20 protein-coding genes are annotated in these 26,146 nt (G+C 72.1%); 9 read left to right on the forward strand and 11 right to left on the reverse strand.

Annotated elements, in window-relative coordinates:
• The first annotated feature begins 98 nt into the window (after nucleotides 1–98).
• Together ACFVTH_RS08500 and ACFVTH_RS08505 are read left to right on the forward strand one after the other, a co-directional pair.
• Nucleotides 99–1,832, forward strand: a complete 1,734-nt coding sequence (locus ACFVTH_RS08500) for an amidohydrolase (RefSeq protein ID WP_387089161.1) — start codon at nucleotides 99–101, stop codon at nucleotides 1,830–1,832.
• Nucleotides 1,833–1,876: 44 nt separating this feature from the next.
• Nucleotides 1,877–2,794: a DNA-methyltransferase gene (locus ACFVTH_RS08505; protein WP_387089164.1), complete on the forward strand. Its 918-nt coding sequence runs from the start codon at nucleotides 1,877–1,879 to the stop codon at nucleotides 2,792–2,794.
• Nucleotides 2,795–2,864: 70 nt separating this feature from the next.
• Here ACFVTH_RS08505 and ACFVTH_RS08510 read toward each other — a convergent pair whose 3' ends face one another.
• The 5 genes from ACFVTH_RS08510 to ACFVTH_RS08530 form a co-directional block, all read right to left on the reverse strand.
• Nucleotides 2,865–3,890, reverse strand: a complete 1,026-nt coding sequence (locus ACFVTH_RS08510; protein ID WP_387089167.1) for a LacI family DNA-binding transcriptional regulator — start codon at nucleotides 3,888–3,890, stop codon at nucleotides 2,865–2,867.
• A 21-nt stretch (nucleotides 3,891–3,911) separates the two neighbouring features.
• Nucleotides 3,912–5,369, reverse strand: a complete 1,458-nt coding sequence (locus ACFVTH_RS08515; protein ID WP_387089170.1) for a GH1 family beta-glucosidase — start codon at nucleotides 5,367–5,369, stop codon at nucleotides 3,912–3,914.
• A 26-nt stretch (nucleotides 5,370–5,395) separates the two neighbouring features.
• Nucleotides 5,396–6,343, reverse strand: a complete 948-nt coding sequence (locus ACFVTH_RS08520; RefSeq protein WP_387089173.1) for a carbohydrate ABC transporter permease — start codon at nucleotides 6,341–6,343, stop codon at nucleotides 5,396–5,398.
• On the reverse strand, nucleotides 6,340–7,371 hold the full coding sequence (locus ACFVTH_RS08525) for a carbohydrate ABC transporter permease (protein WP_387089176.1): 1,032 nt from the start codon (nucleotides 7,369–7,371) through the stop codon (nucleotides 6,340–6,342). The genes ACFVTH_RS08520 and ACFVTH_RS08525 overlap by 4 nt, the downstream gene beginning before the upstream one ends.
• A gap of 86 nt (nucleotides 7,372–7,457) precedes the next feature.
• On the reverse strand, nucleotides 7,458–8,762 hold the full coding sequence (locus ACFVTH_RS08530) for an ABC transporter substrate-binding protein (protein WP_387089179.1): 1,305 nt from the start codon (nucleotides 8,760–8,762) through the stop codon (nucleotides 7,458–7,460).
• 254 nt (nucleotides 8,763–9,016) lie between these two features.
• Between ACFVTH_RS08530 and ACFVTH_RS08535 the strand changes: the two genes are divergently transcribed.
• Nucleotides 9,017–9,826: a M15 family metallopeptidase gene (locus ACFVTH_RS08535; RefSeq protein ID WP_387089182.1), complete on the forward strand. Its 810-nt coding sequence runs from the start codon at nucleotides 9,017–9,019 to the stop codon at nucleotides 9,824–9,826.
• 5 nt (nucleotides 9,827–9,831) lie between these two features.
• Entirely contained in the window at nucleotides 9,832–11,226 is a 1,395-nt protein-coding gene (locus tag ACFVTH_RS08540) for an MFS transporter (RefSeq protein WP_387089185.1), read from the forward strand.
• Here ACFVTH_RS08540 and ACFVTH_RS08545 read toward each other — a convergent pair.
• Both ACFVTH_RS08545 and ACFVTH_RS08550 read right to left on the reverse strand, forming a co-directional pair.
• Entirely contained in the window at nucleotides 11,195–12,208 is a 1,014-nt protein-coding gene (locus tag ACFVTH_RS08545; RefSeq protein WP_387089187.1) for a DUF1648 domain-containing protein, read from the reverse strand. The genes ACFVTH_RS08540 and ACFVTH_RS08545 overlap by 32 nt on opposite strands.
• Entirely contained in the window at nucleotides 12,205–12,555 is a 351-nt protein-coding gene (locus ACFVTH_RS08550) for a GntR family transcriptional regulator (RefSeq protein WP_387089190.1), read from the reverse strand. The genes ACFVTH_RS08545 and ACFVTH_RS08550 overlap by 4 nt, the downstream gene beginning before the upstream one ends.
• 229 nt (nucleotides 12,556–12,784) lie before the next feature.
• Between ACFVTH_RS08550 and ACFVTH_RS08555 the strand changes: the two genes are divergently transcribed.
• Nucleotides 12,785–14,269 (forward strand): amidase domain-containing protein, encoded by a 1,485-nt coding sequence (locus tag ACFVTH_RS08555; protein WP_387089193.1) that lies wholly within the window; start codon nucleotides 12,785–12,787, stop codon nucleotides 14,267–14,269.
• A 116-nt stretch (nucleotides 14,270–14,385) separates the two neighbouring features.
• Here ACFVTH_RS08555 and pgm read toward each other — a convergent pair whose 3' ends face one another.
• Together pgm and ACFVTH_RS08565 are read right to left on the reverse strand one after the other, a co-directional pair.
• Entirely contained in the window at nucleotides 14,386–16,014 is a 1,629-nt protein-coding gene (gene pgm / locus ACFVTH_RS08560) for a phosphoglucomutase (alpha-D-glucose-1,6-bisphosphate-dependent) (protein ID WP_387089195.1), read from the reverse strand.
• Nucleotides 16,015–16,069: 55 nt separating this feature from the next.
• Entirely contained in the window at nucleotides 16,070–17,347 is a 1,278-nt protein-coding gene (locus ACFVTH_RS08565) for a DUF445 domain-containing protein (RefSeq protein ID WP_387089198.1), read from the reverse strand.
• A 60-nt stretch (nucleotides 17,348–17,407) separates the two neighbouring features.
• On the opposite strand from ACFVTH_RS08565, the gene pheA reads away from it, so the two are divergent.
• Both pheA and ACFVTH_RS08575 read left to right on the forward strand, forming a co-directional pair.
• Nucleotides 17,408–18,370: a prephenate dehydratase gene (gene pheA / locus ACFVTH_RS08570; protein WP_387089201.1), complete on the forward strand. Its 963-nt coding sequence runs from the start codon at nucleotides 17,408–17,410 to the stop codon at nucleotides 18,368–18,370.
• Between the two features lie 31 nt (nucleotides 18,371–18,401).
• Nucleotides 18,402–19,298: a hypothetical protein gene (locus ACFVTH_RS08575; protein ID WP_387089204.1), complete on the forward strand. Its 897-nt coding sequence runs from the start codon at nucleotides 18,402–18,404 to the stop codon at nucleotides 19,296–19,298.
• 14 nt (nucleotides 19,299–19,312) lie between these two features.
• Here ACFVTH_RS08575 and ACFVTH_RS08580 read toward each other — a convergent pair whose 3' ends face one another.
• Nucleotides 19,313–20,539, reverse strand: coding sequence for an ROK family protein (locus ACFVTH_RS08580; protein ID WP_387089207.1), 1,227 nt, complete (start codon nucleotides 20,537–20,539; stop codon nucleotides 19,313–19,315).
• Nucleotides 20,540–20,698: 159 nt separating this feature from the next.
• Here ACFVTH_RS08580 and ACFVTH_RS08585 point away from each other — a divergent pair, with 159 nt between their 5' ends.
• On the forward strand, nucleotides 20,699–23,413 hold the full coding sequence (locus tag ACFVTH_RS08585; protein WP_387089209.1) for an alpha-N-acetylglucosaminidase TIM-barrel domain-containing protein: 2,715 nt from the start codon (nucleotides 20,699–20,701) through the stop codon (nucleotides 23,411–23,413).
• A 123-nt stretch (nucleotides 23,414–23,536) separates the two neighbouring features.
• Complete coding sequence (locus tag ACFVTH_RS08590; protein ID WP_387089211.1) at nucleotides 23,537–25,123, forward strand: MFS transporter; 1,587 nt, start codon at nucleotides 23,537–23,539, stop codon at nucleotides 25,121–25,123.
• Nucleotides 25,124–25,125: 2 nt separating this feature from the next.
• Here the strand turns inward: ACFVTH_RS08590 and ACFVTH_RS08595 are convergent, their stop codons facing one another.
• Nucleotides 25,126–26,136, reverse strand: a complete 1,011-nt coding sequence (locus tag ACFVTH_RS08595) for a diacylglycerol/lipid kinase family protein (RefSeq protein WP_387089214.1) — start codon at nucleotides 26,134–26,136, stop codon at nucleotides 25,126–25,128.
• Between the last annotated feature and the right edge of the window lie 10 nt (nucleotides 26,137–26,146).

Raw genomic sequence — 26,146 nt, forward strand, 5'->3', positions numbered from 1 at the left:
CGGGATCGCGCGGCTCGGCTGCGTGATCCCGTCACGACGAGGCATCCACCCCTCGACGCACCGCCCGCACCACCGCAGATCGCAGAAAGTCCAGCATCATGACCCTCGACCTCCTCATCACCGGCGCCCGCGTGCGCACCTTCGACCCGGCCCAGCCGTGGGCCGAGGCGATCGGCGTCTCGGGCGACCGCATCGCCTACGTCGGCCCGGCGGCGGATGCCCCGGCCGCCCGCCGCACGGTCGCGGCCGACGGACGGCTCGTGACCCCCGGGGTCATCGACAGCCACAACCACCTGCTGCTCGGGTTCGACGAGGACGCCGTCTCCCTCGAGGGCGCGCACAGCCTCGAGGAGGTGCGCCGGCGCATCGCCGCATTCGCCGCCGCGCGACCCGAGCTGCCGTGGATCTGCGCCGAGAACGCCGTCTACGCGATCGTCGAGAACCGCCGCCCGAACGCCCACGACCTCGCGGGGCTCGACCCGCACGGCCGTCCGATCTTCGTGACGACGTACGACCAGCACTCGGTCTGGCTCGACCGCCGAGCCCTCGAGGTGCTCGGCGTCGCCGACGGCGGCGAGATCGCGTGGGGCCGCGCCGAGCGCGACGCCGACGGCACGGCGACCGGCTGGGTCACCGACTTCTACACGAGCGCGATGACGGTCGCGGGGCTCGCTGCGCTGCAGCGGGACATCCCGATGTACTCGCCCGAACGCCGCTACCGCAAGCTGCGGGCGAGCATGCGCATGGCGACCGCCCTCGGCATCACGACCGTCGTCGAGCCGCAGGTGCCGCTCGCCGAGCTGCCGCTCTTCGAGCGGGCGCTCGCCGAGGGCGTGCTGAGCTCGCGGGTGATCGCGGCGCTCTTCCACCCGGTGGGCGCCGACGGCGCCTTCCGGCGCACACTGCGCGACACGATCGACGATGCTGCTGCGCGGTCGGATGCCGCGGGGCTGCTGCGGCTCGGGCCCATCAAGCTCTACTCCGACGACGTCATCGAGCCGCACACCGCGCTCATGCTCGACGACTACGCGAACCGGCCCGGCCGGCGCGGCCATCCGAGCCACGCGGGCAACGGCGGGCGCGAGCTCGTCGACGTCGTCACCGAGCTCGACCGGCTCGGCCTGCAGACGCACACGCACGCGACGGGCGACGCGGGCATCCGCCTCGCGCTCGATGCGATCGAGCACGCGCAGCGGGCGAACGGCACCGTCGACCGGCGCCACGGCATCGTGCACGTCGAGTGCCTGCACCCCGACGACCTGCCGCGCTTCGCCGAGCTCGGGGTGACGGCCGCGATGCAACCCAGGCACTGCTCGCCCGACCTCGTCGCCGGCACCTGGATGGAGAACGTCGGCGAGGAGCGCTGGAGCCGGGCCTGGCGGTTCCGGAGCCTGCTCGACTCCGGCGCCACCGTCGCCTTCTCGAGCGACTGGCAGGTCGGCGAGATGGATCCGCTCGTCGGGATGTTCTCCGCGGCGACGCGATCGGCGCTGGACGGGACGGACGCGTGGACGGCGGGGGAGCGCGTCGGGCTCGACCGCTCGCTCGAGGCCTACACGGTGCACGGCGCGCGAGCCTGGCATCTCGAGCACGCCCGGGGCCGGCTCGCCGTGGGCATGGACGCCGACCTCGTCGTCTGGTCGGGCGACCTCTACGCCCACGAGTGCGACCCGGCGGGACTGCTCGGCGAGCACGCCGAGGTGACGATGGTGGGTGGGCGCGTCGTGCACTCGCGCGGGGCGGTCGCCGACGTCGTGGGCGCCGTTGCGGCCGGCGACCCCGCAGCCGGTCGCGAGGTCGCCGACGCGCACGCCCACGAGCATCCGCACTGACCCCCGGACCCACCGCCGGAGGGGCGACTGGCAGACTGGAGCGCGTGGCCCCCGACGAACCGAACCGCATCATCCACGCGGACAACCTCGCCGTACTGCCCACGCTGCCCGAGGGCGGCTTCACGCTCATCTACCTCGACCCGCCGTTCAACACGGGGCGCGCGCAGGCGCGGCAGGCCACCCGGCACGTGCGGCAGGGCGCGAAGGCCGACTCGGCGGCCGCACCCGAGGCGGCGAGCGGCGACACGAGCACCGCGAACACCATCACCGGCTTCGCCGGGCGCCAGTACGAGCGCATCCGCGGCGATCTGCTGCGGTACGACGACCGATTCGACGACTACTGGGCGTTCCTCGAGCCGCGCCTCGTCGAGGCGTGGCGCCTGCTCGCCGACGACGGCACCCTCTACCTGCACCTCGACTACCGCGAGGCGCACTATGCGAAGGTGCTGCTCGACGCGCTGTTCGGGCGCGAGTGCTTCCTCAACGAGCTGATCTGGGCGTACGACTACGGCGCGAAGTCGAAGCGCCGCTGGCCGACGAAGCACGACACGATCCTCGTCTACGTGAAGAACCCCGACGCGTACTGGTTCGACTCGACCGCGGTCGACCGCGAGCCGTACATGGCCCCGGGGCTCGTGACGCCCGAGAAGGCCGAGCTCGGCAAGCTGCCGACCGATGTCTGGTGGCACACGATCGTCTCGCCCACCGGCAAGGAGAAGACCGGCTACCCGACGCAGAAGCCCGAGGGCATCCTGCGGCGCATCGTGCAGGCCTCGACCCGCGAGGGCGACTGGGTGCTCGACTTCTTCGCCGGCTCTGGCACGACCGGCGCGGTCGCCGCGACGCTCGGGCGCCGCTTCGTGCTCGTCGACGAGCACCCCGACGCGATCGCCGTCATGCAGGCGCGCTTCGCCGAGGTCGCGGGCGTCGAGTTCTCGTCGGGTCCTGACTCGTCCGAGTGAAGTCCGGCGCGCTGAGCCGCCTTCGAGCCCGGCTCTGAGCGCCGGACTTCACTCAGGCGCTCGGCGGCCCCTACGCCGACTCGCGCACGACGAGCTCGGTCGGCAGGATCGTCGCGTGCGGCACCTCGGCCTCGCCCGTGATCAGCCGCAGCAGCACATCGGCCATCGCCGCGCCCGCCGCCTCGGAGGGCTGCGCGACGGTCGTGAGCGCCACCGGGCCGGCGATCGCGGCGGGGCTGTCGTCGAAGCCCACCACGGCCACGTCGTCGGGCACCCGCAGCCCGCGCTCGCGCAGCTCGCCGATGACGCCGGTCGCCATCAGGTCGCTCGCGACGAACAGCGCGTCGAGCCCGTCGTCGCCGACGCGGTCGAGCAGGCGCCGTGCGGCGAGCGTCGCCCCGGCCGCCGTGAAGTCGGCCGTCTCGAACAGCTCGTCGGAGAGCCCGGCGCCGCGCACGGCGTCGAGGTAGCCGTCGAGGCGGTCGATGCCGGCCGGCATGTCGACCGGCCCCGTGATCGACCCGATGCGACGGTGGCCCCGCTCGATGAGGTACCGCGTGCCCGCCGCAGCGGCGGCGCGGTTGTCGACGTCGACGAAGTAGTCGTCCTGTCCGGCGTCGAGCGCGGGCCGGCCGCCGAAGACGAGCGGCACGGCCGGGCGGGTGTCGGCGAGGATCGCGTCGCCCACGTGGTGCGAGATGACGATCGCGCCGTCGACCACGCCCGAGTTGAGGTAGCGCAAGGTCTTCTGGTGCGGGTCGGTCGAGGCGACGAGCAGGTTCAGCACGAACTCGCTGTCGTCGACCCGGCTCGTGATGCCCTTCACGATCGTCGCGAAGTAGGGGTCGCTGAAGAACCAGGTCACGTCTTCGGGCACCACGAGTGCGATCGCGTTCGACGAGCGTCGCGCGAGCGAGCGCGCCGCGCGGTTCGGCACGTAGCGCAGCTCGGCGACCGCGGCGTTCACGGCCTCGACGATGTCGGGGCTGACCTTCGGCGAGCCGTTGACCACGCGACTCACCGTCGCGCGCGACACCCCGGCCACGCGGGCCACCATCTCGAGGGTCGGGGGCGACCCCGCGGCATCCTTCGCCATGTCGTCAGTCTAGGTCTGCGTTCAGAGCGCGCGTTCGCGAATGATCCGCGCGTACTCGCGTCCGCTGAGCTTCACCGTGCGCACCTGGGTGTCGTAGTCGACGTGCACGATGCCGAAGCGCTTGTCGTAGCCCCACGCCCACTCGAAGTTGTCGAGCAGCGACCAGTAGAAGAACCCGCGCACGTCGACCCCGGCGTCCGCGGCGTCGAGGGTCGCGGCGAGGTGCAGGCGCAGGAACTCCGCGCGGTCGGCATCGTCGATGCGGATGCCCCCCGTGCCCTCGTCGACCGTGACGGCGTCGCCGTAGGCCGCGCCGTTCTCGGTGACGGCGAGCACGACCCCGGCCGGTTCGGCGTAGTCGTCCCAGATGCGCTGCAGCAGGCGGGTGAGGCCCTCGGGCTGCACCTCCCAGTTCTGCGCCGTGCGCGGCAGGCCGCGCTCGACCGAGTGGAGGCCGTCGGGTGCGGGGTAGGGGCTGCGCGTCGGGCGCGCGTTCGCGGGTGCGCCCGAGACCGGCGGCGTCGCGGGCGGCGCGGCCGAGACGAGGTCGCCGTGGTAGTAGTTCACGCCGAGCGTGTCGATCGGCGTCGAGATGACGGCGAGGTCGCCGTCGTGCACGGCGGCCTCGAAGCGCTCGACCGCGGCGGCGTCGACGGCCCTGATGTCGTCGACGACGTCGGCCGGGTACGCGCCCCGGAAGACGGGGTCGAGGAACCAGCGGTTGAACTGCCCGTCGAGGCGCCGTGCGGCGTCGACGTCGGCGAGGTCCTGCGGGTCGGCCGGGTCGGCGACCGTGTGGTTCAGGGTGAGCCCCAGGTCGAGCGAGGCGTCGCGCGCCCGCAGCTCGCGCACGACCTGCCCGTGGCCGAGCAGCAGGTGGTGCGAGGCGAGCAGGCCCTCGGCGACGCTCTGGTGGCCCGGCGCGTGCTCGCCGCCCGTGTACGAGAGGAACGACGCGCACCACGGCTCGTTGAGCGTCGTCCAGGTGGTGACCCGGTCGCCGAGCGCGTCGTGCAGCGAGAGCGCATACTCGGTGAAGCGGTCGCTCGTCTCGCGGGCCGTCCAGCCGCCGAGCTCCTCGAGCGCCTGCGGCAGGTCCCAGTGGTAGAGCGTCAGCCACGGCTTGATGCCGGCGCCGAGCAGTTCGTCGACGAGGCGCGAGTAGAAGTCGACGCCCGCGGGGTTCACCGCGCCGCCGTCGGGGCGCACCCGCGCCCACGACGTCGAGAACCGGTAGGTCTGGAGCCCGAGCTCGCGCATGAGGGCCACGTCCTGCGGCATCCGGTGGTAGTGGTCGCAGGCGACGTCGCCGTTGTCGGCGCCGTGCACCGCGCCAGGGACCCGGGTGAAGGCGTCCCAGATGGAGGCCCGGCGGCCGTCCTCGAAGGCGGCGCCCTCGATCTGGTACGCGGCCGTGGCCGCGCCGAACAGGAACCCGTCGGGGAAGCGGCGGCCCGTGGCATCCGTCGTGGCGGTCATCTGGCGTTCCTCTCGAAGTTCGACGGTCATCCCTTCACTGCTCCTGCCATGATTCCCGAGATCAGCTGCTTTCCGGCGATGACGAACAGGATCAGCAGCGGGATGGTCGCCATCACCGCACCGGTCAGCACGATCGAGTAGTCGATGTAGAAGCCCGACTGCAGCTGGCTGAGTGCGGTCTGCAGTGTGGGGTTCGACGGGCTCAGCACGATGAGCGGCCAGAGGTAGTCGGTCCAGGCGGTCATGAACGTGAACAGCCCGAGGATCGCCATCGCCGGTCGCGCAGCGGGCAGGCCGACGGTGAAGAAGGTGCGGAGCTGGTTCGCGCCGTCCATGCGCGCGGCCTCGATGAGCTCGTCGGGAATGACGTCGACCAGGTACTGCCGCATGAAGAAGACGCCGAATGCGGTGACGAGCGTCGGCACGATGACCGCGCCGATCGTGCCGGTCCAGCCGAGCTCCTTCATGATCATGAAGAGCGGGATGATGCCGAGCTGGGTCGGGATCGCCATCGTCGCGACCACGAAGACCAGGAGGCCGTCGCGTCCGCGGAACCGGAGCTTCGCGAACGCGTACCCGGCGAGCGTCGAGAAGGTCACGACCGAGATCGTGATGATCGTCGAGATCAGGATCGAGTTGCCGAGCGCGAGCCAGAACGGGATCGCGTCGAACACCTTCTGCGCGTTGGTGAGGAAGTTGCCGCCCGGGATGAGCGGAAGGGTCTCGCCGCGGGTCGAGTTCGTGCCGGAGCCGACGACGAACGACCACCACAACGGGTAGGCGCTGCCGATGAGGAACGCGGTGAGCAGTCCGTAGGTGAGGAACCCGGGGCGGCTGCCGAGGCCGGCCACGCCCGAGCGGCGACGACGGGGCGCCGGGTCGGCCGGACGCTCGTCGCGGGGGCGTCGCGGCTGGTCGGGCTCCACGACGTCGACCTGGACGGCGGGCAGCGGCTCGGGAATGGCGGTGCTCATCGGTTCTCTCCTCTGGCGAGGGCGCGGCGGGTGCGGCGGTTCGGGCGACCCTCTCCGGTCGCGATGCGCCGCGAGATCAGGAAGTTCACGAGGCCGAAGCCCACGATCAGCAGGAACAGCAGCCACGCGACGGCGGCGGCTTCGCCGAAGTCGCGGCGGAAGAAGGCGAGCTCCCACATGAAGAGCACGGTCGTCTGGAACTGACGGTCGCTGCCGCCGATGCCGCCCGCGCTCGAGACGTCGAACAGTCTCGGCTCGGCGAAGATCTGCAGGCCGCCGATGGTGGCCGTGATGATCACGAAGATGAGGGTCGGCCGGATCGAGGGGATCGTGATCGAGAAGAAGCGTCGGATGCTGCCGGCCCCGTCGATCGCGGCGGACTCGTAGAGGTCGCGGGGCACGGCCTGCATGGCCGCGAGCAGGATGAGGGCGTTGTAGCCGGTCCAGCGGAAGTTCACCATCGTGGCGATCGCGACGTGGCTGAGGAAGGTGTCGTGCTTCCACGCCTGATCGGGGATGCCGATGAGGTTCAGCAGGTTGTTCGCGAGACCGTCGGCCTCGTTGAAGATGCTCGAGAAGATGAGGGCGACGGCGACGGGCGTCACGACGAAGGGCAGCAGCACGCCCATGCGCCAGAAGGTCGGGGCGCGGAGCCCCTGGTCGAGCAGGTACGCGCAGACGATCGCGACGATGAGCTGGGGGATCGCGGACAACAGGAAGATGCTGACGGTGTTGAAGATCGAGTTCCAGAACATGCTGTCGCCGAGGATCTCGACGAAGTTGTCGAGCCCGACGAACGCGCCCTGACCCTTCAGCAGGTCCCACTCGTGCATCGACACGACGAGGGTGTACCCGAGCGGGAAGAGGCCGACGAGGGCGAAGAGGAGGAAGAAGGGGGAGACGTAGAAGTACGGGGACGCCTTCAGGTCGAACCTGGACAGTCGCTGCCGGAACGTCGGTCGGGGCTGGCCTGCGGGCGGCGGGGTCGGCGCCGCGTCCGCGCGGGGTGTGCGGAGCGTGGTGGTCATGGCTGGCCGTTCTCGGGGTGGGGAGATCTGGACGGGACGGGGTCCCCGGGCGCGAGCCCGGGGACCCCGAATGCGCGGGCGGTCGGTCAGTCCTCGACGAGCTCGTGGAGGAGCTCGATGGCCTGGTCCCACCCGGTGGTGGCGTCGACCTCACCGCGGTCGAGGGCGTCGAGCACGGGGCCGAACACGTTCTCCTGGATCACCGAGTCGTCGGCGCCCTTGAACTGGGCGACGACGCCTTCGGCGCGCTTGGCGAGGATCGCACCGGTGGGCGCGCCGTTGAAGAACTCGTTGGGCTCGGCTGCGGACGCGAGCTCCTCCTGGGCGTCGAGGGTGCTCGGGAAGTTGCCGGCGGCCTTGGACTGCTTGACCTGCTGTTCGGGCTGGGTCAGCCAGTCGGCGAGCTTCGCGGCCTCCTCCTTGTGCTGGCTGGTCTCGGGGACGGAGAGCCAGGCACCGCCCCAGTTGCCCTGGCCGCCCGGGAACACGTCGGCGAAGTCCCAGCCGGTGGAGGCGTCGCCGCCGCCGGCCTCGGTGCTGCCCTGGATGACGCCGAGCATCCAGCCGGGGCAGACCGCCGTGGCGAAGGTGCCGTCGACGAACGACTTGCCGCTGTTCCAGTCCCACTCGGCCTGCGCAGCCGAGAGCTTGTCGCCGACCGCGGCGGCGAGCAGGTCGAAGTTCGCCTTGAGTTCGGCGTTGTCTTCGACGTTGAGTTCGCCGTCGCTCGTGTAGTAGCCCTCGGGCATCTGGTTCACGATCGAGTTCCAGACGAAGCCGGACTGGTCGAACCACGCCTTGCCGGTCGCGGCCTGGTACTCGCGGCCGACGTCGAAGTAGTGCGCCCAGTCGCCCTCGAGCAGCGCCGCGACCTCGTCGCGGTCGGTCGGAAGGCCGGCGGCGGCGAAGGCCGGGCCGTTGTAGCAGAGACCCGTCGGACCGATGTCGGTGCCGTATCCGATGACGCGGCCGTCGGCGTCGGTCGCCTGGTCGTACTTCCAGTCGACCCAGTCGCCCTTGCGGTCTTCGATGCCGTACTCGGTGAGGTCGACGAACTGGTCGGAGACCTCCATGATGGCGCCGAGCCAGCCCTCTTCGATCGCGACGATGTCGCTCAGGCCGGAGCCCGCGGCGATCTTCGTGAACGCGTCGGTACGGGCGTTGCCGCCCGTGTCGATGTTGGTCGCCTCGATCTTCACGCCGGGATTCGCTTCCTCGTACTCCGCGTAGAGGTCGTCGTAGCCGAACGTGCCGAAGGTGGTGATGGTGAGGGTGATGTCCTCGCCGTCGGAGCCCTGGTCGCCACCGGTGGAGCAGGCGGTGGCAAGGAGGGCGATGGATGCCGCGCCGGCGAGGGCGACGACACCGCGGGTGCGTCGTGAGAGCTTCACGGTCACTCCTTTGTGTGCGTGGGTTGTGTGCGTGGGGATGTGTTTCGGTGCAAGGGTGAGAGCGCTCTCTCACATCAACGTGAGAGCGCTCTCACGCCGTCGGGAGGCGACTCTACGAGTGATTTCGACAGATGTCAAGAGAGCGCTCTCACGAAGCTCGCCGCCTGCGCATCCGGCCGGTCGGCACACGCCGCTGGGAAGTGGCCGGTCGTCGGGACCGGAGCGCCGGGGAGGCCCCGCGTAGACTCGTGAGAGTGTCCGATCCCGCAGGCCAGGCCCCCATCGACGAGGCGGTGCAGCGACGCCGCATGACCATCGCGCTCTCGCTGATCGCGGTCCTCGTCGCGATCGCCGTGCTCGTCGTCGGCGCGGTCGTCGGAACCGGGGGCGGCAGCGGTGCAGCGGCCGGCCCCGAGGCATCCGCCGATGAGACCGCGACCCCGCGCCCGGCGCCGACCGCGCCCGCGGCGCCCGCGACGGTCGACACCTTCGACAAGTCCGCGCACTCGCTCGACGACCCTGCGAGCATCTGGGTCGTCGTCAACCAGGTGCGTCCGCTGAACCCCCAGGACTACGTGCCCGACGACCTCGTCGAGGTGCCCGTCGCGCACACCTGGGTGCCCGAGCTGCGGCAGGAGGCCTCCGACGCGGTCGTCGCGATGTTCGCCGCCGCAGCCGAGGAGGCCGACTACTACCTGGCCTCGAACAGCGCCTACCGGAGCTACGAGACGCAGGTCGAGCTCTACGGCGACGGCAGCGACCCGACGACGGCGCCGCCCGGGCACTCCGAGCACCAGACCGGCCTCGCGATGGACATCGGCACGGAGGGCGGCTGCTCGTTCGAGTGCATGGACGACAGCGCCGAGGGCGAGTGGGTCAGGGCGAACGGGTACCGCTTCGGCTTCATCCTCAGGTATCCCGCCGACAAGGTCGAGGTCACCGGCTACCCGCACGAGTCGTGGCACTTCCGCTACGTCGGCGCCGAGCTCGCCACCGAGATGCACGAGCGCGGCGTGACGACCCTGGAGGAGTTCTTCGGCGTCGAGGGCGGCGCGGCGCAATGAGCCGGATGCCCCGGGCGACCCCGGTGCCGCACCGCGGCCTGTCGCTCGCGGTGCTCATCGTCAACCAGCTGCTCGCGGGCGTCGGAGTCGCATCGGGCATCGCCGTCGCCGCCCTGCTCATCGGCGAGCTCACCGGCGCCGCCGTGCTCGGCGGGCTCGCCCAGTCGGCGAGCGTGCTCGGCGCGGCGATCACGGCGATCCCGCTCGCCCGTCTCGCCGTGCGCTCGGGCCGCCACGTCGCCCTCGCGACGGGCTACGCCCTCGGCATGACCGGCGCCGTGCTCATCGTCGTCGCGGCGATGAGCGGGTGGGTGCCGCTCGTGTTCCTCGGGCTCGCCGCCTTCGGCGCCGGCACCGCGGCCGGCCTCCAGGCCCGCTTCGCGGCGACCGAGGTCGCCGCGCCGGGCTTCGAGGCGCGTTCGATGTCGCTCGTGCTCTGGGCGACGACGATCGGCTCGGTCGCCGGGCCGCTGCTCTCCGAGACGGGCGACACGGTCGGCCAGGCGCTGGGGCTTCCGCCGCTCGTCGGCCCGTTCCTGTTCTCGGGTGCGGCGTTCGCGCTCTCGACCCTCCTGGTCGCGACGCTGCTGCGCCTGCCGAAGGCGGGGCAGCTCGCCGCCGACGCCGTGCCGGCCCCGGTGCCCGCGCCGGGGGAGGGGAGGGCGCCGGAGGAGGGGAGTGCGCCCGAGGGCGCCCTCGCCGAGCCGATCGGGGCCGAGGTCTCCGCGTCGACGGTCGCCGAGGCATCCGGCCCCGCGCCCGCACGGTCGATCGGCGCGTGGGACGCGCTCCGCATCGCGGCGCGGACCCCGCGCGCGCTCTTCGCGATCCTCGCGATCGTCTGCTCGCACACCGTCATGGTCGGGGTCATGGTCATGACGCCGGTGCACATGATGGCGCACGGGCTCTCGCTCACGCTGATCGGCGTGGTGATCAGCATCCACATCCTCGGCATGTACGGCGCGAGCCCCCTCGTGGGGTGGCTCGCCGACCGCATCGGCTCGTCGCGCGTCATCTTCATCGGGGTCGGCGTGCTGCTGTCCGCGACGCTCGTCGGCATCCTCGCCCCGGCCGACGACATGCTGCTCGTGCCGCTCGCGCTCGGACTGCTGGGCCTCGGCTGGTCGTGCGGGCTCATCGGCGGCTCGACGCTGCTCACGAGCTCGGTCGACCCGTCGATCCGCGTGCCACTGCAGGGCGCCACCGACGCGGCGATGAACCTCTCGGCGGCGATCGCCGCGGCCCTCTCGGGCTTCGTGCTCGGCGTCGGGGGCTTCGCCGGCGTGAACGTCGTCGCCGTGCTGGTGCTCGTGCCGCTCGTCGTCGCGGGCATCAGGGCCGCGCGGTCGGGCGGCGCCGGTGCCGAGGTCAGCGCCGGGGCCGGCGCGCCCGTTCGCTGAGCGCTTCGAGCAGTGCTGCCGCGGTGGCCGCGTCGCGCACCGTCACGACGAAGCGCCGCCCGTTCTCGCGCACGACCTGGAGCGCCTCGCCGCTCTGCAGCACGATGCCGAAGGAGCCGTCGGGGGCGAGCCTGACGCCCCATCCGCCGAACTCGGCCGTCGGGTTGACGTCGGTCACCGACACCGTGCGCACCTGATCGAGCGGCACCCGGAACCAGGGCGCGCCGATCGACGAGCGCACCTCGAGGCCGCGCTCGTCGATGCGCACCCGGAACACGAAGGTCGAGGCCGCCAGCACCAGGAGCAGCAAGGTGGTCGCGAGCATGATCCACCAGACGGGCGATCCCACCGCCGCGAAGACGATCGTGCCGATGGCGAGGGCGGCGATGCTCGCCCCGATCGCGATCATCGCCGCACGCGACATCGTCGTGGTGCGCACCCAGACGGCGCGCTCGTCGGGCTGCAGCTCGAGCGGTGCGACGGTCTCGCTCGCGTGCGGCCCGGCGATCGTCGTGTCGGGCTGGGCGAACCAGGCGGCGAGCCCCGCGAGCACGGCGAGTCCCGACGAGACGAGCAGCGGGATGCCGACGCCGGGCGCCTCTGCCGGGTCGTCGAGACCGCGCTGCATGCCGAGCGACCAGGTCAGCAGCACGACGAGCAGCACGGTGGTGCCGAGCGAGAAGGCGCCGAGCAGCCGCATCATCGGACCCCATCGGCCGTCGCGGGTGCCCGCGAACATGAACCCGACGAAGAGCGCGGTGAGGCCGAAGCCGAGCACCGCGGCGCCGAGCGGCACCGTCCACGCCGGGGCGAACGCGTCAGGGGCGCCGCCGCCGCTCCAGTGCGTCGCGACGGTCGAGGGCACCTCGGGCAGCCAGGCGAGCATGAGGGCGACGCCGACGACCGTGACGAGCACGGGCGCGAGAGCGGCGACGAGCAGGAAGCGCCGGCGGGCGGTGCGGAATTCGTCTGAGCGGGTCATCGGTACGTCTCCTTGACGAGGGCGGCGAGGGCGTCGGGCGAGAGGGCGAGGGCGCGTGCACGGGCGACGAGCGCCTCGATGTCGTGGTGCAGCTGGGCGAGGGGCTCGACCGCGTCGGTGGCCACGGCCCCGCGGCCTCGGCGCATGTCGACGAGGCCCTCGTCGCGCAGCAGCTGGTAGGCGCGCAGCACCGTGTGCAGGTTGACGCCGAGCGAGGCGGCGACGTCGCGGGCCGACGGGAGACGGTCGCCCGGGCGGAGGCGCCCGGCGGCGGCATCGGCGCGGACGGACGCCGCGACCTGGGCGAAGATCGGCGTCTCGCTCGCGGGATCGACTCGGATCAGCACGGAACCTCCTTCACAACTGTTCTATAAATACTAGAACAGTTCGGAACGTCTACGCGACCCTCGTGAAGTGAGAGCGACGTTCGCTTTTCAAGAGAGCGTTCTCACCGCTCTCCCAGAGTTTGAGAGGCATCCTCACAAAATCGCGTGATGAGGTGTCGTGTCCTCCGAAACGCCGACCCGAAATCCCCCATTCGTGTTCAAACGCCTCAGTAAGACTCCGCCTGCCCCCATGCCCGAACGCCGTCGCTCGACCTTCCGGTCGCCCGGCGTGATCGACGCCACCCTGCTCGCAGAGGGGGCGACGCCCGAGGAGGCGACGTCGGCGTCCGTCGAGGACGTCGAGCACGGCGAGCTCGCGACCGCGTCATCGGACACGGCCGAGGCGAGCGCGCCCGCGCGGCGACGCAGGGGGTTCCGCCCGGCGCCCGAGGCCGCCGCTCCCGAAGACGCGGTCTCCGACGCACTCGACTCCGGGCTCGCCGAGGCCGCGCCCGAGTCGTCGGCTGACGCCGACGCCGGCGCCGACGCCGATTCGAGCTCGGACTCGAACGCCGACACCGAGGCCGACTCGAGCTCGGACGCGAACGCCGACACCGAGGCCGGCTCCGACGCCGATTCCGAGTCCGCCGCGGGCTCGGACGCCCCCGCGGAGCGCCACCGCCGGCCGCGCCACCGCGCCGACCACCTGCGCAACCGTCGTCCGTCGAGCGGCGCCCGCCGTCTCGTGGCGCTGTCGTGCACCACGGCGATCCTCGGCGTGAGCGCCTTCGGCGCCGTCGCGGCGTCGGCCGACCCGCAGGAGTCGCCCTCGCTGCTCGCGCAGGAGCAGGCCGCGACGGAGGACCTCGTCGCGGCCGGAGCCGCCGACGAGATCGTGTCGACCCCGGCGCCCGCGGACGAGGGGCCCACGATCACGAGCGGGCTCTCGACGGCCTCGGTGCCGTTCACGGGCGGCACGCAGGTCACGGTCACGGGCGAGGACCTCGACCAGGTGGGCGCGGTCAGCGTCGCCGGCGTGCCCGCGACGATCGTCGCTGCCGACGAGGGCGCCGTCACCTTCGCGGTGCCCGCGACGAGGGTCGACGCGCTCGGCGGCGTCGAGGTGCAGTTCACGGATGCCTCGGGCGGCATCGTCCCCGTCGAGGAGACGGTCTCGTCGATCGCCGCCGCAGGGGTCGAGCTGTCGTCGACCACGGTCGCGCCGACCGAGCATCTCGACGCGCTCACGCTCACCTACACGAGCAGCCCCGCGATCGACGCGCAGCTCGGCTACGTGCTCGCTCACTGGAACAACTACAACACCGGCGAGTATCTCGTGCTGAGCGGCGTCGACTGCGCCAACTTCACGAGCCAGTCGCTCATCGCCCGCGGTTGGAAGATGGACACGGGCTGGTACTACGACCGCGCGACCGGCGCGATGTCGGCCAGCTGGTCGAGCTCGACCGCCATGCGCGACTGGCTCTACGGCCGGCCCGACCTCGCGACCCCGCTCGACGACTCGCAGCGCGGGCTCGTGAAGGTCGGCGACATCGCCCAGTTCGATTGGGACGGCTCGGGCGACCGCGACCACACCGCGGTCGTGACGCGCGTGGAGCACTCGGCCGACGGCACGGCGGTCTGGGTCGGCGGCCACACCAAGGACGCCGACTACTGGAACGTCGACGAGGCGCTCGCCTCGGGGGGCGGCTCGGTCACCTACTTCTCGCTGAAGTAGGCCGCGGGCCCGCCCCGGCTGCTCGTGCAGGAGAAGTGCGCTGAGCCGGGTCGTCAGGGGAGGACAGCGCCCATTTTCCTGCACCCGCAGCGGCAGACCGCACCCGCGGCCGGCGCTCAGCCGCCGAGCGCGGCGTCGACGATGCGCTTCGCCTCGGCCTGCACGAGCCGCAAGTGCTCCTCGCCCCTGAACGACTCGGCATAGATCTTGTAGACGTCCTCGGTGCCGCTCGGTCGCGCGGCGAACCACGCGTCGGCGGTCTCGACCTTCACCCCGCCGATCGCGGCGTCGTTGCCCGGTGCCTTCGAGAGCTTCGCCGTGATCGGGTCGCCGGCGAGCTCGGTCGCCGCGATGGCGTCGCCGTCGAGCCGGCCGAGGGCGGCCTTCTGCGCGGCGTTCGCCGGGGCATCCACCCGCTCGTAGGCGGGGTCGCCGAACCGCTCGACGAGCTCGGCGTAGAGCTCCGAGGGCGACTTGCCGGTGACCGCGCGGATCTCGGCGGCGAGCAGGCACAGCAGGATGCCGTCCTTGTCGGTCGTCCACACGGTGCCGTCGAAGCGCAGGAACGAGGCGCCCGCGCTCTCCTCGCCGCCGAAGCCGACGGAGCCGTCGACGAGCCCGGGCACGAACCACTTGAACCCCACGGGCACCTCCCAGAGGCGCCGGTCGAGCGACGCGGCGACCCGGTCGATCATCGACGACGAGACGAGCGTCTTGCCGATCGCCGCGTCGTCGCGCCAGCCCGGCCGGTGCGCGAAGAGGTACTCGATCGCGACCGCGAGGTAGTGGTTCGGGTTCATGAGGCCGCCGTCGGGCGTGACGATGCCGTGCCGGTCGGCGTCGGCGTCGTTGCCCGTCAGGAGGTCGTACGACCCGGCCTGGGCGACGACCGAGGCCATCGCGTTGCGGCTCGACGGGTCCATGCGGATCTTGCCGTCCCAGTCGAGCGTCATGAACGACCAGCGCGGGTCGACCCGCTCGTTCACGACGGTGAGGTCGAGGCCGTAGCGGTCGCGGATCGCGCCCCAGTACGAGACGGATGCCCCGCCTAGCGGGTCGGCGCCGATGCGGATGCCCGACCGTCGGATCGCCTCGAAGTCGATCGCGTTCGCGAGGTCGTCGACGTACGCGCCGCGGAAGTCGTAGGTCTCCACGCCGCTCGGCTCGGCCTGGTTCACCTCGCGCAGGCCGCCCGCGATGAGTTCGTTCGCGCGCGCCGCGATCCACGAGGTCGCGTCGCTGTCGGCCGGGCCGCCGTGCGGGGGGTTGTACTTGAAGCCGCCGTCCTGCGGAGGGTTGTGCGACGGCGTGATCACGATGCCGTCGGCCTCGCCCTCGGCGCGCTTGGCGGGGTCGTTGTTCCACGTCAGGATCGCGTGCGAGAGCGCGGGCGTCGGCACGTAGTCGTCGAACTCGTCGGCGAGCACGCGCACCCGGTTGCCGACGAGCACGTCGAGCGCGGTGGTCTGCGCGGGCGCGCTCAGCGCGTGCGTGTCGGCGCCGATGAAGAGGGGGCCGGTGATGCCCTGGGCGGCGCGGTACTCGACGATCGCCTGGGTCGTCGCGAGGATGTGGTCCTCGTTGAAGCTCGTCGTGAGCGACGAGCCGCGGTGGCCCGAGGTGCCGAACACGACCCGTTGCTCGGGCACCGACGCGTCGGGCTTCAGCTCGTAGTACGCCCTGATGAGGGCTTCGACGTCGACGAGGTCGGACTCGATGGCCGGGGTTCCCGCTCGCTCATGCATGCGAACCAGTCTGGCACCGCGCCTCGCGCGCCGACAGGTGCGTTACGGGGCCTCGTCAACCCGCGAGCGCGTGCAGCGCCGTCGCGATCGAGTAGATCGCGAGCCCGGCGAGGGCGCCCACGACCGTGCCGTTGATGCGGATGAACTGCAGGTCGCGCCCGACCTGGAGCTCCAGCTTCTCGGTGGTCTCGCGCGGATCCCACCGCTCGACCGTCTCGGTGATGACGCCGGCGATCTCGTGGCGGTAGTTGCGCACCACGTAGGCCGCGGCATCAGTCAGCCAGGCGTCGACCTTCGCGGCGAGCGCCTCGTCGGTCGAGAGGCGGACGCCGACCTCGACGACCGCGTCGCGCAGCGCGACCCGCAGCTCGCTCGCGGGGTCGGCGAGCCCCTCCTCGAGCGTCGACTTGACCGCGCCCCACGCCTCGCCCGCGAACTCGCGCACGCGGGGGCTCGCGAGCAGCTCGGCCTTGAGCCGCTCGACGCGGGCGATCATGCCGGGGTCGTGCTGGAGGTCGTCGGCGAGCTCGGCGAGGTACCGGTCGATCGCGACCCGCAGCGGGTGCGCGTCGTCGTCGCGCACCGACCGCACGAAGGCGAGCACCTCGCGGTGGGCGCGGTCGTCGACGAGCCGGTCGACGAAGCCCGGCATCCACCGCGGAAGCCGCTCCGACACCATGCGCTCGAACGCCTCGGGGTGCGCGGCCAGCCAGGACTCGGCCTTCTCGAGCACGGCGTCGACGGCGGCGCGCTGCTGGTCGGCGGCCACGAGGCTCGAACCGACCCGGCCGATCGCCGGGCCCCACTCGGGCTCGAAGAGGTGGCGGCGGGCGAGCCGTTCGATGACGTCCTCGACGTCGTCGTCGCCGAGCAGTGTGAGGATGCCACGGGCGGCGACCGCGGCCTCGGCGGTGACCCGCTCGGCGTTCGCGGGCTCGGCGAGCCAGCCGCCGACCCGGCGCGCGATGCCGATCGAGCGGAGCTTGCCGAGCACGACCTCGTCCGAGAGGAACTCGTGCTCGACGAACGCCCCGAGGGTCGCCCCGATCTCGTCCTTGCGCTTCGGGATGATGGCCGTGTGCGGGATGGGGATGCCGAGCGGGTGCCGGAACAGCGCGGTCACCGCGAACCAGTCGGCGATCGCGCCGACCATCGCGCCCTCGGCGGCGGCGCGCACGTAGCCGAGCCAGGCGATGTCGTCCTGCAGGGCGAAGGAGACGGCGAAGACGACGGCGGCCACGACGAGCAGGCTCGTGGCGACCCGCTTCATGCGTCGCAGGGCGGCCAGCCGCTCCGCGTCGCCCGGCACGGGCGGCGCGGTGCTCGTCGTCACCGCGGGATCCACCCCCGCAGTATTTCAGGCGCCTCCCGCGGCGCTCGTTAGGCTTGGCGCATGACCACGGATGCCACGCCGACACCCCCTGACGAGACGTACTCGTACCTCGGGCCGGCCGGCACCTTCACCGAGGCGGCCCTGAAGCAGGTGCCCGAGGCCGCCGGCAAGCACTGGCGCTCGGTCAACAACGTGGGCGAGGCGCTCGCCGACGTGGTGAGCGGCCGCTCGACGGCGGCGATGATCGCGATCGAGAACTCCATCGACGGCGGCGTGAGCGCAACGCAGGATGCACTGGCGACGGTGCCCGGCCTCCGCATCGTCGGCGAGTACCTCGTGCCCGTGAACTTCGTGCTCGTCGCCCGGCGCGGCACCGCGCTCGCCGACGTGAAGGTCGTCAACGCGCATCCCGTCGCCTACGCGCAGTCGCGAGGCTGGCTCGAGCGCGAGCTGCCCGACCACGGGCACATCCCGGCGACGAGCAACGTCGCGGCCGCGGCATCCCTCTTCGAGGACTCGCAGGCCGACGCGGCCGTCGCACCGCCCGGAATCACCGAGCACCTCGACGTCGAGGTGCTCGCGCGCGACCTCGGCGACAACCCCAACGCCGTGACGCGCTTCGTGCTCGTCAGCCGGTCGCGGGTGCTGCCCGAACCGACCGGGGCCGACAAGACGAGCCTCATCGTCGAATTGCCCGACGACGAGCCGGGCGCCCTGCTCGCGATGCTCGAGCAGTTCTCGACGCGGGGCGTGAACCTGTCGCTCATCCAGTCGCGGCCGATCGGCGACGCCCTCGGGCGGTACCGCTTCGTCGTCGACCTCGACGGCCACGCGGCCGACGAGCGCGTCGCCGACGCGCTGCTCGGCCTGCGGCGCACGAGCCCGAAGGTGATCTTCCTCGGCTCCTATCCGCGCGCCGACGAGCAGGAGGTCGCGTACCACTCGAAGTACGATGACGAGATCTTCATCGAGGCCCGCGACTGGCTGCGAGGCATCCTGAGCGGCGAACCCGACGGCGCCTGACGGCGACGAGTCGCGAGCGAGGAGGTCGACGATGACCGACGGCGAACCCGGCATGGACCCGAGATACGACCCGCGGTTCCAGCGCGGGTACGACGCCTCGCGAGACGGGGATGCCCCGCTCCCGGCGGTCGCCCCGAGTGCGGCCGCGCCCGGGGCGGGTGCCGAGCTCCGGCCCGACGCCGAGCGCGAGATGCGCGCCGTCCAGGCACCGGACCGCCTCCGGTCCGACGCGCATGACCCGGTCGCGGAGGCGGAGCCGCAGGCGCCTCCCCAGCCGCGGGTCGAGCCTGCGCATCCGACGCAGCCGTCCGATCGCGAGGACGCGGGGGCCGACCACGAGCCCGGGCCCGATCGCAGCGATGCCGCCGCCCTCGCGCGGAGCTGGCTGATCGTCGGGTGGGCCGTGACGGCCGGGGCGACGGCGATCGGCGCGTGGTTGCTGTGGAGCGTGAACTCGGACTACAGCTACTACAGCGGCATCGCCGATCCCTCGTCCGAGGGCCTGCGGATCCTCGGCTGGACGCTCGCGCCGGCCCTCGTGCTCACGGGCATGGTCGGCGCGGTCGTCGTGACCGCCGTGGCGGCCGATCGCCACGACGAGCCGCGTCCCCCCGACGCGGGCCCGACCCGATTCCGGCGCCCGCTCACGTGGTGGGCGCTGCCGGCGATCGTGGTCGTCGCCGTCGCGTCCATCGCCTGGGCCGTCGGGCTCGCCGTCGAGGGCAACGCCGCCGGCTCGGGCATCACGTTCACGCCGAGCGGCAACGCGACCGAGGGTCAGGAGGCGCGCCTGAACACCATGGCGCTCGGGCAGGTCGCCCAGATGCTGATCGGGCCGATCGCCTCCGCCGCGGTGGCCGCGCTCGTCGCGGTCGCGGTGCTCGAGGTGCGACGCGCCGTGCGCTCGGGGAGTACGGACATCGGCTGAGGAGGGCGGTCGGGTCAGCGCGTCGCCCGGCGCGGCTCGGCCGCCCGCTCGGCCCGGCCGAGACCGCCGTCGAGGGCCGATTCCCAAGCCGAGTGCACTGCGGCGGTGATGGCGCCCCGCACGACCGTGTTCTCGGTGAACGGCGAGAGCCGCACGTCGATCGGGGACGCGCCGCCGACGTCGAGGCGCCGTTGGAGTGCGGCCGTCAGGACTTCGCCACCGCGTGCGATGCCGCCGGTGATGTACATGCGATGCAGGTCGAGGGCGAGCAGGATCGGCGCGAGCGCGCGCGCCGCGACGTCGGCGAGGAGGTCGACGATCTCGATCGCGGCGCGCTCGCCGTCGTTCGCCCGCTCGAACACCTGCGCCGTCGCCGCCTCGGCGCCGAGCACCGAGGCGAGGCGGGTGAACGGATCGCGCGCGGCGACGAGGCGCGCGACTTCGTCGATCCGCTCGGCCCCCACGACCGCCTCCAGCGCCGCCGGTTCGCCGCTCCACGGGTCGGTCACCCGCAGTGCTCCGATCTCGCCCGCGGCGCCGAGCGGCCCGCGGTAGAGGCGCCCGTCGAGCACGAGGCCGGCGCCGAGCCGCTCGCCCCACTGCACGGTGAGGAACGACGGCGGGCAGTCGTCGAGCTGCGACATCGCGAGCGCCGCGAGGTTGGCGTCGTTGTCGAGCTCGGCCGTGCAGGTGAAGCCGCGACCGAGCTCGCGCGTCAGGTCGAGGTCGGTCCAGGCGTCGATGCCGCGGATGACGCGCACCCGGCCCTCGGCGTGGTCGATCATGCCGACGCTCGCGATCGAGAGCGCCGCCACCGCCGGGCGAGTCAGCTCGGCGTCGCCCAGCGCGCGATCGATGGTCGCGCTCGCGAGGCGCAGCAGGTCGCGACCGTCGTGCAGCTCGTGCTGGGCGTCGGCCGAGGCCAGGACGGTGCCCGAGGCATCCGCCACCTCGGTGACGACGCGGTGGAGCCCGATGTCGACGCCGACGACGTGGAACCGCCCCGGCGTGACCGTGAAGCGGGCCGCGGGCCGGCCGAGCGACTCGGCGGGATCGTGGCGGCGCAGCCAGCCGTCGGCCTCCAGCTCGTCCATGATGGTCGCCACCGTCGAGCGCGTCAGGCCCGTGCGCTCGGCGATCTCGACGATGCGCTGAGGCGCTGAACCGGCGCGCAGCTCATCGAGCACGCGAGCGGTGTTGTATCGCTTCAGTCGTGCGGTGCCGACGATCGGGTCGTTCATGCTGGCTCCGTTCCGGGACTACTTTAGCCGAGACTTTACGTTAAGACCTTGCGTAATTGGCCGCGCTCTGGTTGGGTCGGTCGAGACGGCGCGGATCGCGCCCGCACACCTCCGGCGAAAGGCCCGATGATGCACCCAACGCCCTACCGTCGTCGAGCGGTGATCGCGCCGCTTGCGGCGCTCGCGACGACCCTCCTGCTCGTGACCGGCACCGCCGTCGGCGCGAGCGCCGAACCGCCCGAGCGCACCGCGAAGCTCAACGTCCCGCCGAAGACGGCGAGCGGCTTCGAGCCGGCTCGCGATGCAGCCGAACGCCTGCTGGGCGTCGCCGCCGACGGCTTCGACTTCGCGCGACTCGACCCGGCCGACGGCGCCGACCGCTACGAGATCACCGCGAAGCGCAACCACGTCCGCGTCGCCGCGACCGATCCGGCGACCGCCATCGCCGGCGTCAACGCCTACCTGGGCACGATCGGCCAGTCCATCTCGTGGAACGGGCGCAACCTCGACGAGGACGCCGCGCTGCCCCTGCCGAGCACGCCGATCACGGCGAGCTCGAACGTCTCGCACCGCTTCTACGGCAATGACACCGAGGACGGCTACACCGGCGCCTACCGCAGCTGGGAGCAGTGGGAGCGCGAGATCGACGAGCTCGCGGCACTCGGCTTCAACGAGGTGTTCATGCCGGTGGGGTCCGAGGCCGTGTACTTCGAGGTCCTCCAGCAGTTCGGCTACACGGCCGACGAGGCGCGCGCCTGGATCCCGCTGCCGAGCCACCAGCCGTGGTGGCTGCTGCAGAACATGTCGGGTTACCCCTCCGGCACGAGCGACGAACTCCTCGAGCAGCGGACCGAGCTCGGGCGCAAGATCGCCGACCGTCTGCGCGAACTCGACATGACCCCGGTGCTGCCGGGGTACTTCGGCACCGTGCCGACCGACTTCGCCGAGCGCAACGCCGGCGCCCGGGTCGAGCCGCAGGGCGGCTGGGTGGGCTTCGAGCGGCCCGGCTGGCTCGACCCGAACTCGAGCGTGTTCCCCGAGGTGGCCGAGGCGTTCTACGCGGCGTCCGAGCAGAAGCTCGGTGCATCGGCCGCGTACAAGATGGACGTGCTGCACGAGGGCGGTCGTCGCGGTCAGGTCGACGTGCCCGCGGCCACGCGCGCCATCGAGGCGTCGCTGCAGGCCGCGCGCCCCGGAGCCACGTGGGTGCTGCTCGGCTGGCAGAACAACCCGCCCGCCGATGTCGCCGCCGCTGCGAATCCCGAGACGACGTTCATCGTCGACGGGCTCTCCGATCGGTACGACGGCCGCGGCGGGCTCGAGCAGCAGTGGAGCGGGATTCCCTACGCCTTCGGCACCATCTGGAACTTCGGCGGCCACACGACCATGGGTGCCGAGCTCACGACGTGGAACGAGCGCTACTACGACTGGCTCGACGCCGAGGGCAGTGCGGTCGACGGCATCGCCGCGATGCCCGAGGGCGGACTCAACAACCCCGCCGCGATCGACTTCTTCGCCGGGCTCGCCTGGCGCGACGGCCCCGTCGACGTGAACGCCTGGTTCGACGACTGGACCGAGCGCCGCTACGGCGTCGACGACCCCGAGCTGAAGGCCGCGTGGCGCGCCCTCGCCGAGACCGCCTACACGCTGCCGACCAACGACAGCTACAGCGAGGCGCACGACGGGCTCTACGGCGCCCGGCCTTCGCTCTCGGCGAGCCGCGCCGCGACCTGGTCGCCCGGCAGCTTCTCGTACGACCCCGACCGCTTCGCAGAGGCGCTCGACCACCTGCTCGCCGCCGCGCCGGCGGCCGGCGGCACCGCGAGCTACCGGTACGACCTCATGGATGTCGCGCGCCAGGTGACCTCGAACACCTCGCGGGTGCTGCTGCCGCAGCTTCAGCAGGCCTACGGCATGCGCGACCGGGCGGCGTTCACGCAGCTCAGCGAGGAGTGGCTCGGCAACATCGACCTGCTCGACGACCTCGTCGCGACGCAGCCGCAGACGCTGTTCGGCCGCTGGATCGCCGACGCCCGCGACGCGGCCGCCGACGCGGCCGAGGCCGACCGCCTCGAGTTCGACGCGCGGTCGATCGTCACGACCTGGGGCGACCGCGACGCCGTGAACGCGGGTCTCAACGACTACGCGAACCGCGAGTGGCAGGGCCTCGTCGGCAGCTACTACAAGGACCGCTGGGAGCGCTTCTTCGCGAGCGTCCAGACGGCGTTCGACACCGGCAAGGCGCCGGCGTCGATCGACTGGTACGCCGTCGGCGCCGAGTTCGCCGCCTCGACCGACACCTCGGACTTCGCGACCGAGGCCGAGGGCGACGTCGTCGAGCTGGCCGCGCTCGCGGCCGCTGCCTGGGACGCGACGGCGCCCGACGTGCCCGAGCCGCCGGCCGCGGGGGAGCACTTCCTCTCCGACCTGCCGTTCGCGACGGTGTCGCTCAACGCGGCCTACGGTCCGATCGAGCGCGACACCGAGATCGGCGAGGCGGCGTACGGCGACGGAAAGCCGATCCGGCTCGCGGGCGTCGAGTACGCCAAGGGGCTCGGCGTGAACTCGCCGACGACCATCGGGTTCAACCTCGGCGGGAAGTGCTCGGCGTTCGCCGCGGTCGTCGGCATCGACGACATCATGAACAAGGCGGGGGCGTCGCCGAACGTCGTCTTCCGCGTCGTCGCCGACGGCGAGGTGCGCTACGACAGCGGCGCGATGACGAAGGGCCTCTCCGCCGAGGTCGCCGTCGACGTCACGGGCGTCGACCGGCTCGAGCTCGTCGTCGACCCGAACGCCGCAGGCTCGCCCGCCGGCCAGGCCGAGTGGTGGGACCGCGCCGACTGGGCGGATGCCGCGGTGAGCTGCGGCTGACGCACCGCGCCATCCACGGGCGGGACCGGCCGGAACGGCCGGTCCCGCCCTCGTCCCGCCTCGCCTGATCGAAACCCGAAGGGGGCTCTTACGGTTCGGCCCCGACGTGTGCTTGGCTGAGCCATGGACTCGAACGGGGCACCCGCCGAGGTGCGATTCAACGGCAAGCTCGCCATCCTCCTGGCGATGGCGATGTTCGTCCTGGTCGTCGACACCTCGCTCATGAACGTGTCGATCTCCGCCGTCGTGCGCGACCTCGACACCACCGTGAGCGGCGTGCAGGGGGCGATCGCGCTCGAGGCGCTCGTCTCCGCCGCGTTCATCCTGATCGGCGGCAAGACCGGCGACCTGATCGGCCGCAAGCTCGCGTACGTCCTCGGCCTGCTCGGCTACGCCGTCGGGGCGGTCGCGATGATGCTCGCCCAGGACCTCACGGCGATCATCGTCTTCTGGGCGTTCATCGGCGGCATCGGCGCCTCGCTCCTGCTGCCGGCGATGCAGTCGCTCATCCACGGCAACTTCGAGGGCGCGCACCAGAAGCGCGTGTACGCCCTCGTCGGGGCGTCGGCCGCGATCGCCGCGGCGGTGGGGCCGCTGCTCGGCGGCTTCATCACGACCTTCCTCTCGTGGCGGGTCGGCTTCGCGCTCGAGGCGGTCATCATCGCCGTGGTGCTCGCCGGCATCGGCCTCGTGAAGGACGTGCCGTACCACGGCGACCGCTCGGTCGACTATGTCGGCGCACTGCTCTCGATCGTGGGCATGGGCGGCGTCGTCACCGGCATCCTCGTGTGGCAGGAGGGCGGCGGCTACGTCGGCCTCATCATCGGCATCGGCGTGGTCGGCCTCGGGCTCCTCGTCTTCTGGCTGCGCAACCGCAAGCGCCGAGGCAAGCCGATGCTGCTCGACCCCGCCCTCTTCGAGTCGAAGATGTTCCGCACCGGGGCGAGCGGCCAGCTGCTGCAGCAGATCGCCCTCGGCGGCACGATGATCGTGCTCCCGATCTACCTCCAGATGGTCTTCGGCTACAACGCGCTGGAGGCGGGCCTCTCGATCGCACCGCTGTCGCTCAGCATGTTCGTCGTCGCACTGCTCGCCGGGCGCGGGCTCAAGCGCCGGCCCGCCACGGTCATCCTCTGGGGCTTCGTGTTCGTCGTCGTCGGGGTCGCGGTGCTGGTGCCGATCGTGCCGATCGCCGACTCGGGCTGGTACCTGACGGTGCCGCTCATCATCGCCGGCTGCGGGCTCGGCCTGCTCGTCTCGCAGCTCAACAACTACACGCTGTCGCCGATCTCGGACGAGCGGGTGAGCGAAGCCGCGGGGGTCAACTCCGCCGCCGGCTCGTTCGGCCTCTCGTTCGGCCTCGCGTTCGCCGGGGCGATCATGCTCGCGACCCTCGCGTTCACCTTCACCGCGAGCGCCGAGTCGTCGACCGTGCTGAGCGCCGACGAGGCGCAGCAGGTCTCGACCGTGCTCGAGGAGGACGCCGAGATCATGAGCGACGCCGGGCTCGCGGAGCTCCTCGTCGACCAACCGGCCGACGTGCAGGACGAGATCATGCGGATCAACACCGACTCGCGCGACATCGCGCTCCAGGTCGCCCTGTTCGTGCCGATCCTCGCCGGCCTGCTCGGCGTCCTGAACGCCCTGCGCATGCGGCGGCTGCCAGACCCGAAGCCGTCGGAGGCGGCCGAGGGCACGATGCTCGGCTGAGCTCAGTTCGGGACGCGCACGACGAGGGCCCTCGGATCGACCCGGAACCTCGCCGACACCACGCTGCCGAACTCATCGCCGTCGATCTCGAACTCCTGCGGTCCGCCCTCGATCTCGAGTTCGACCGAGCGGCCGCGCCGGTAGACGATCTGCTGCCGGCGGTTGCCGCTCGTGAGGTCGATGAACTGCCGTCCGAGAGCCGACTTGCGCAGCACCCGGTTCTCCCACACGACGGTGCGCCAGATGAGCACCCAGCCGAGCAGGTTGCGCGGCTGCAGCACGACCACGTCGAGGTGCCCGTCGTCGATCTCGGCATCGGGGATGAGCTCGATGTTGCCGGGCAGGTAGCCGAGGTTCGCAACGAGGATGCTCGCCACCCGCGCCCGGTGGTGGCGCCGCGTCTCGAGGCGGTACACGGCACGGTACGGCTGCGAGGCGGGCAGCGCCCGCAGCCCGGCGTCGACGTAGGCGAGCCAGCCGACCCGCTTCTTGAGCTCGGGGTTGGTGTTCTGGATCATCTCGGCGTCGATGCCGATGCCCGCCATCACGAGCGAGACGTGCGACTCGTCGTCGCCATCGGGGCGGGTGATGTCGGCGACGATGACGTCGACGGGGCGGTCGACGCCGGCGAAGGCCAGCACGACCGCGTCGTCGATGTCGTTCACGGGGATGTCGAGGTTGCGGGCGAAGAGGTTGCCGGTGCCGATCGGCACGATACCGAGCGGGATGCCGGTGCCGCGGAGCGCGGCGGCGACCGACCGCACCGTGCCGTCGCCGCCTGCGGCGATCACGAGGTCGACGCCGGCCTCGGCGGCCTCGTGCGCCATGCCCTTGCCCGGGTCGTCGACCGTGGTCTCGATCCACAGGCTCGGCGCGAACGACTGGCGCTCCTCGGCAGCGGCCACCGCGGCGCGCAGCGCATCGGTGCCCTGCTTGCTGGGGTTGAAGATCACGGCGGCGCGCAGGCGCGGGTGCGCGGCATCCCCCCGCCGCTCGTTCCGTTCGTCCGACACGCTGCCACCG

The sequence above is a fragment of the Agromyces sp. NPDC058104 genome (assembly GCF_042884835.1).
In the GTDB taxonomy this organism is placed as follows: domain Bacteria; phylum Actinomycetota; class Actinomycetes; order Actinomycetales; family Microbacteriaceae; genus Agromyces.

What these genes read in the sequence shown, in the direction of transcription:
- ACFVTH_RS08500 (WP_387089161.1), top strand. Translation starts at nt 99, where the DNA reads ATGACCCTCGACCTCCTCATCACCGGCGCCCGCGTGCGCACCTTCGAC.
- ACFVTH_RS08510 (WP_387089167.1), bottom strand. Translation starts at nt 3,890, where the DNA reads ATGGCGAAGGATGCCGCGGGGTCGCCCCCGACCCTCGAGATGGTGGCC.
- ACFVTH_RS08515 (WP_387089170.1), bottom strand. Translation starts at nt 5,369, where the DNA reads ATGACCGCCACGACGGATGCCACGGGCCGCCGCTTCCCCGACGGGTTC.
- ACFVTH_RS08520 (WP_387089173.1), bottom strand. Translation starts at nt 6,343, where the DNA reads ATGAGCACCGCCATTCCCGAGCCGCTGCCCGCCGTCCAGGTCGACGTC.
- ACFVTH_RS08525 (WP_387089176.1), bottom strand. Translation starts at nt 7,371, where the DNA reads ATGACCACCACGCTCCGCACACCCCGCGCGGACGCGGCGCCGACCCCG.
- ACFVTH_RS08540 (WP_387089185.1), top strand. Translation starts at nt 9,832, where the DNA reads ATGCCCCGGGCGACCCCGGTGCCGCACCGCGGCCTGTCGCTCGCGGTG.
- ACFVTH_RS08545 (WP_387089187.1), bottom strand. Translation starts at nt 12,208, where the DNA reads ATGACCCGCTCAGACGAATTCCGCACCGCCCGCCGGCGCTTCCTGCTC.
- ACFVTH_RS08555 (WP_387089193.1), top strand. Translation starts at nt 12,785, where the DNA reads ATGCCCGAACGCCGTCGCTCGACCTTCCGGTCGCCCGGCGTGATCGAC.
- pgm (WP_387089195.1), bottom strand. Translation starts at nt 16,014, where the DNA reads ATGCATGAGCGAGCGGGAACCCCGGCCATCGAGTCCGACCTCGTCGAC.
- pheA (WP_387089201.1), top strand. Translation starts at nt 17,408, where the DNA reads ATGACCACGGATGCCACGCCGACACCCCCTGACGAGACGTACTCGTAC.
- ACFVTH_RS08575 (WP_387089204.1), top strand. Translation starts at nt 18,402, where the DNA reads ATGACCGACGGCGAACCCGGCATGGACCCGAGATACGACCCGCGGTTC.
- ACFVTH_RS08580 (WP_387089207.1), bottom strand. Translation starts at nt 20,539, where the DNA reads ATGAACGACCCGATCGTCGGCACCGCACGACTGAAGCGATACAACACC.
- ACFVTH_RS08590 (WP_387089211.1), top strand. Translation starts at nt 23,537, where the DNA reads ATGGACTCGAACGGGGCACCCGCCGAGGTGCGATTCAACGGCAAGCTC.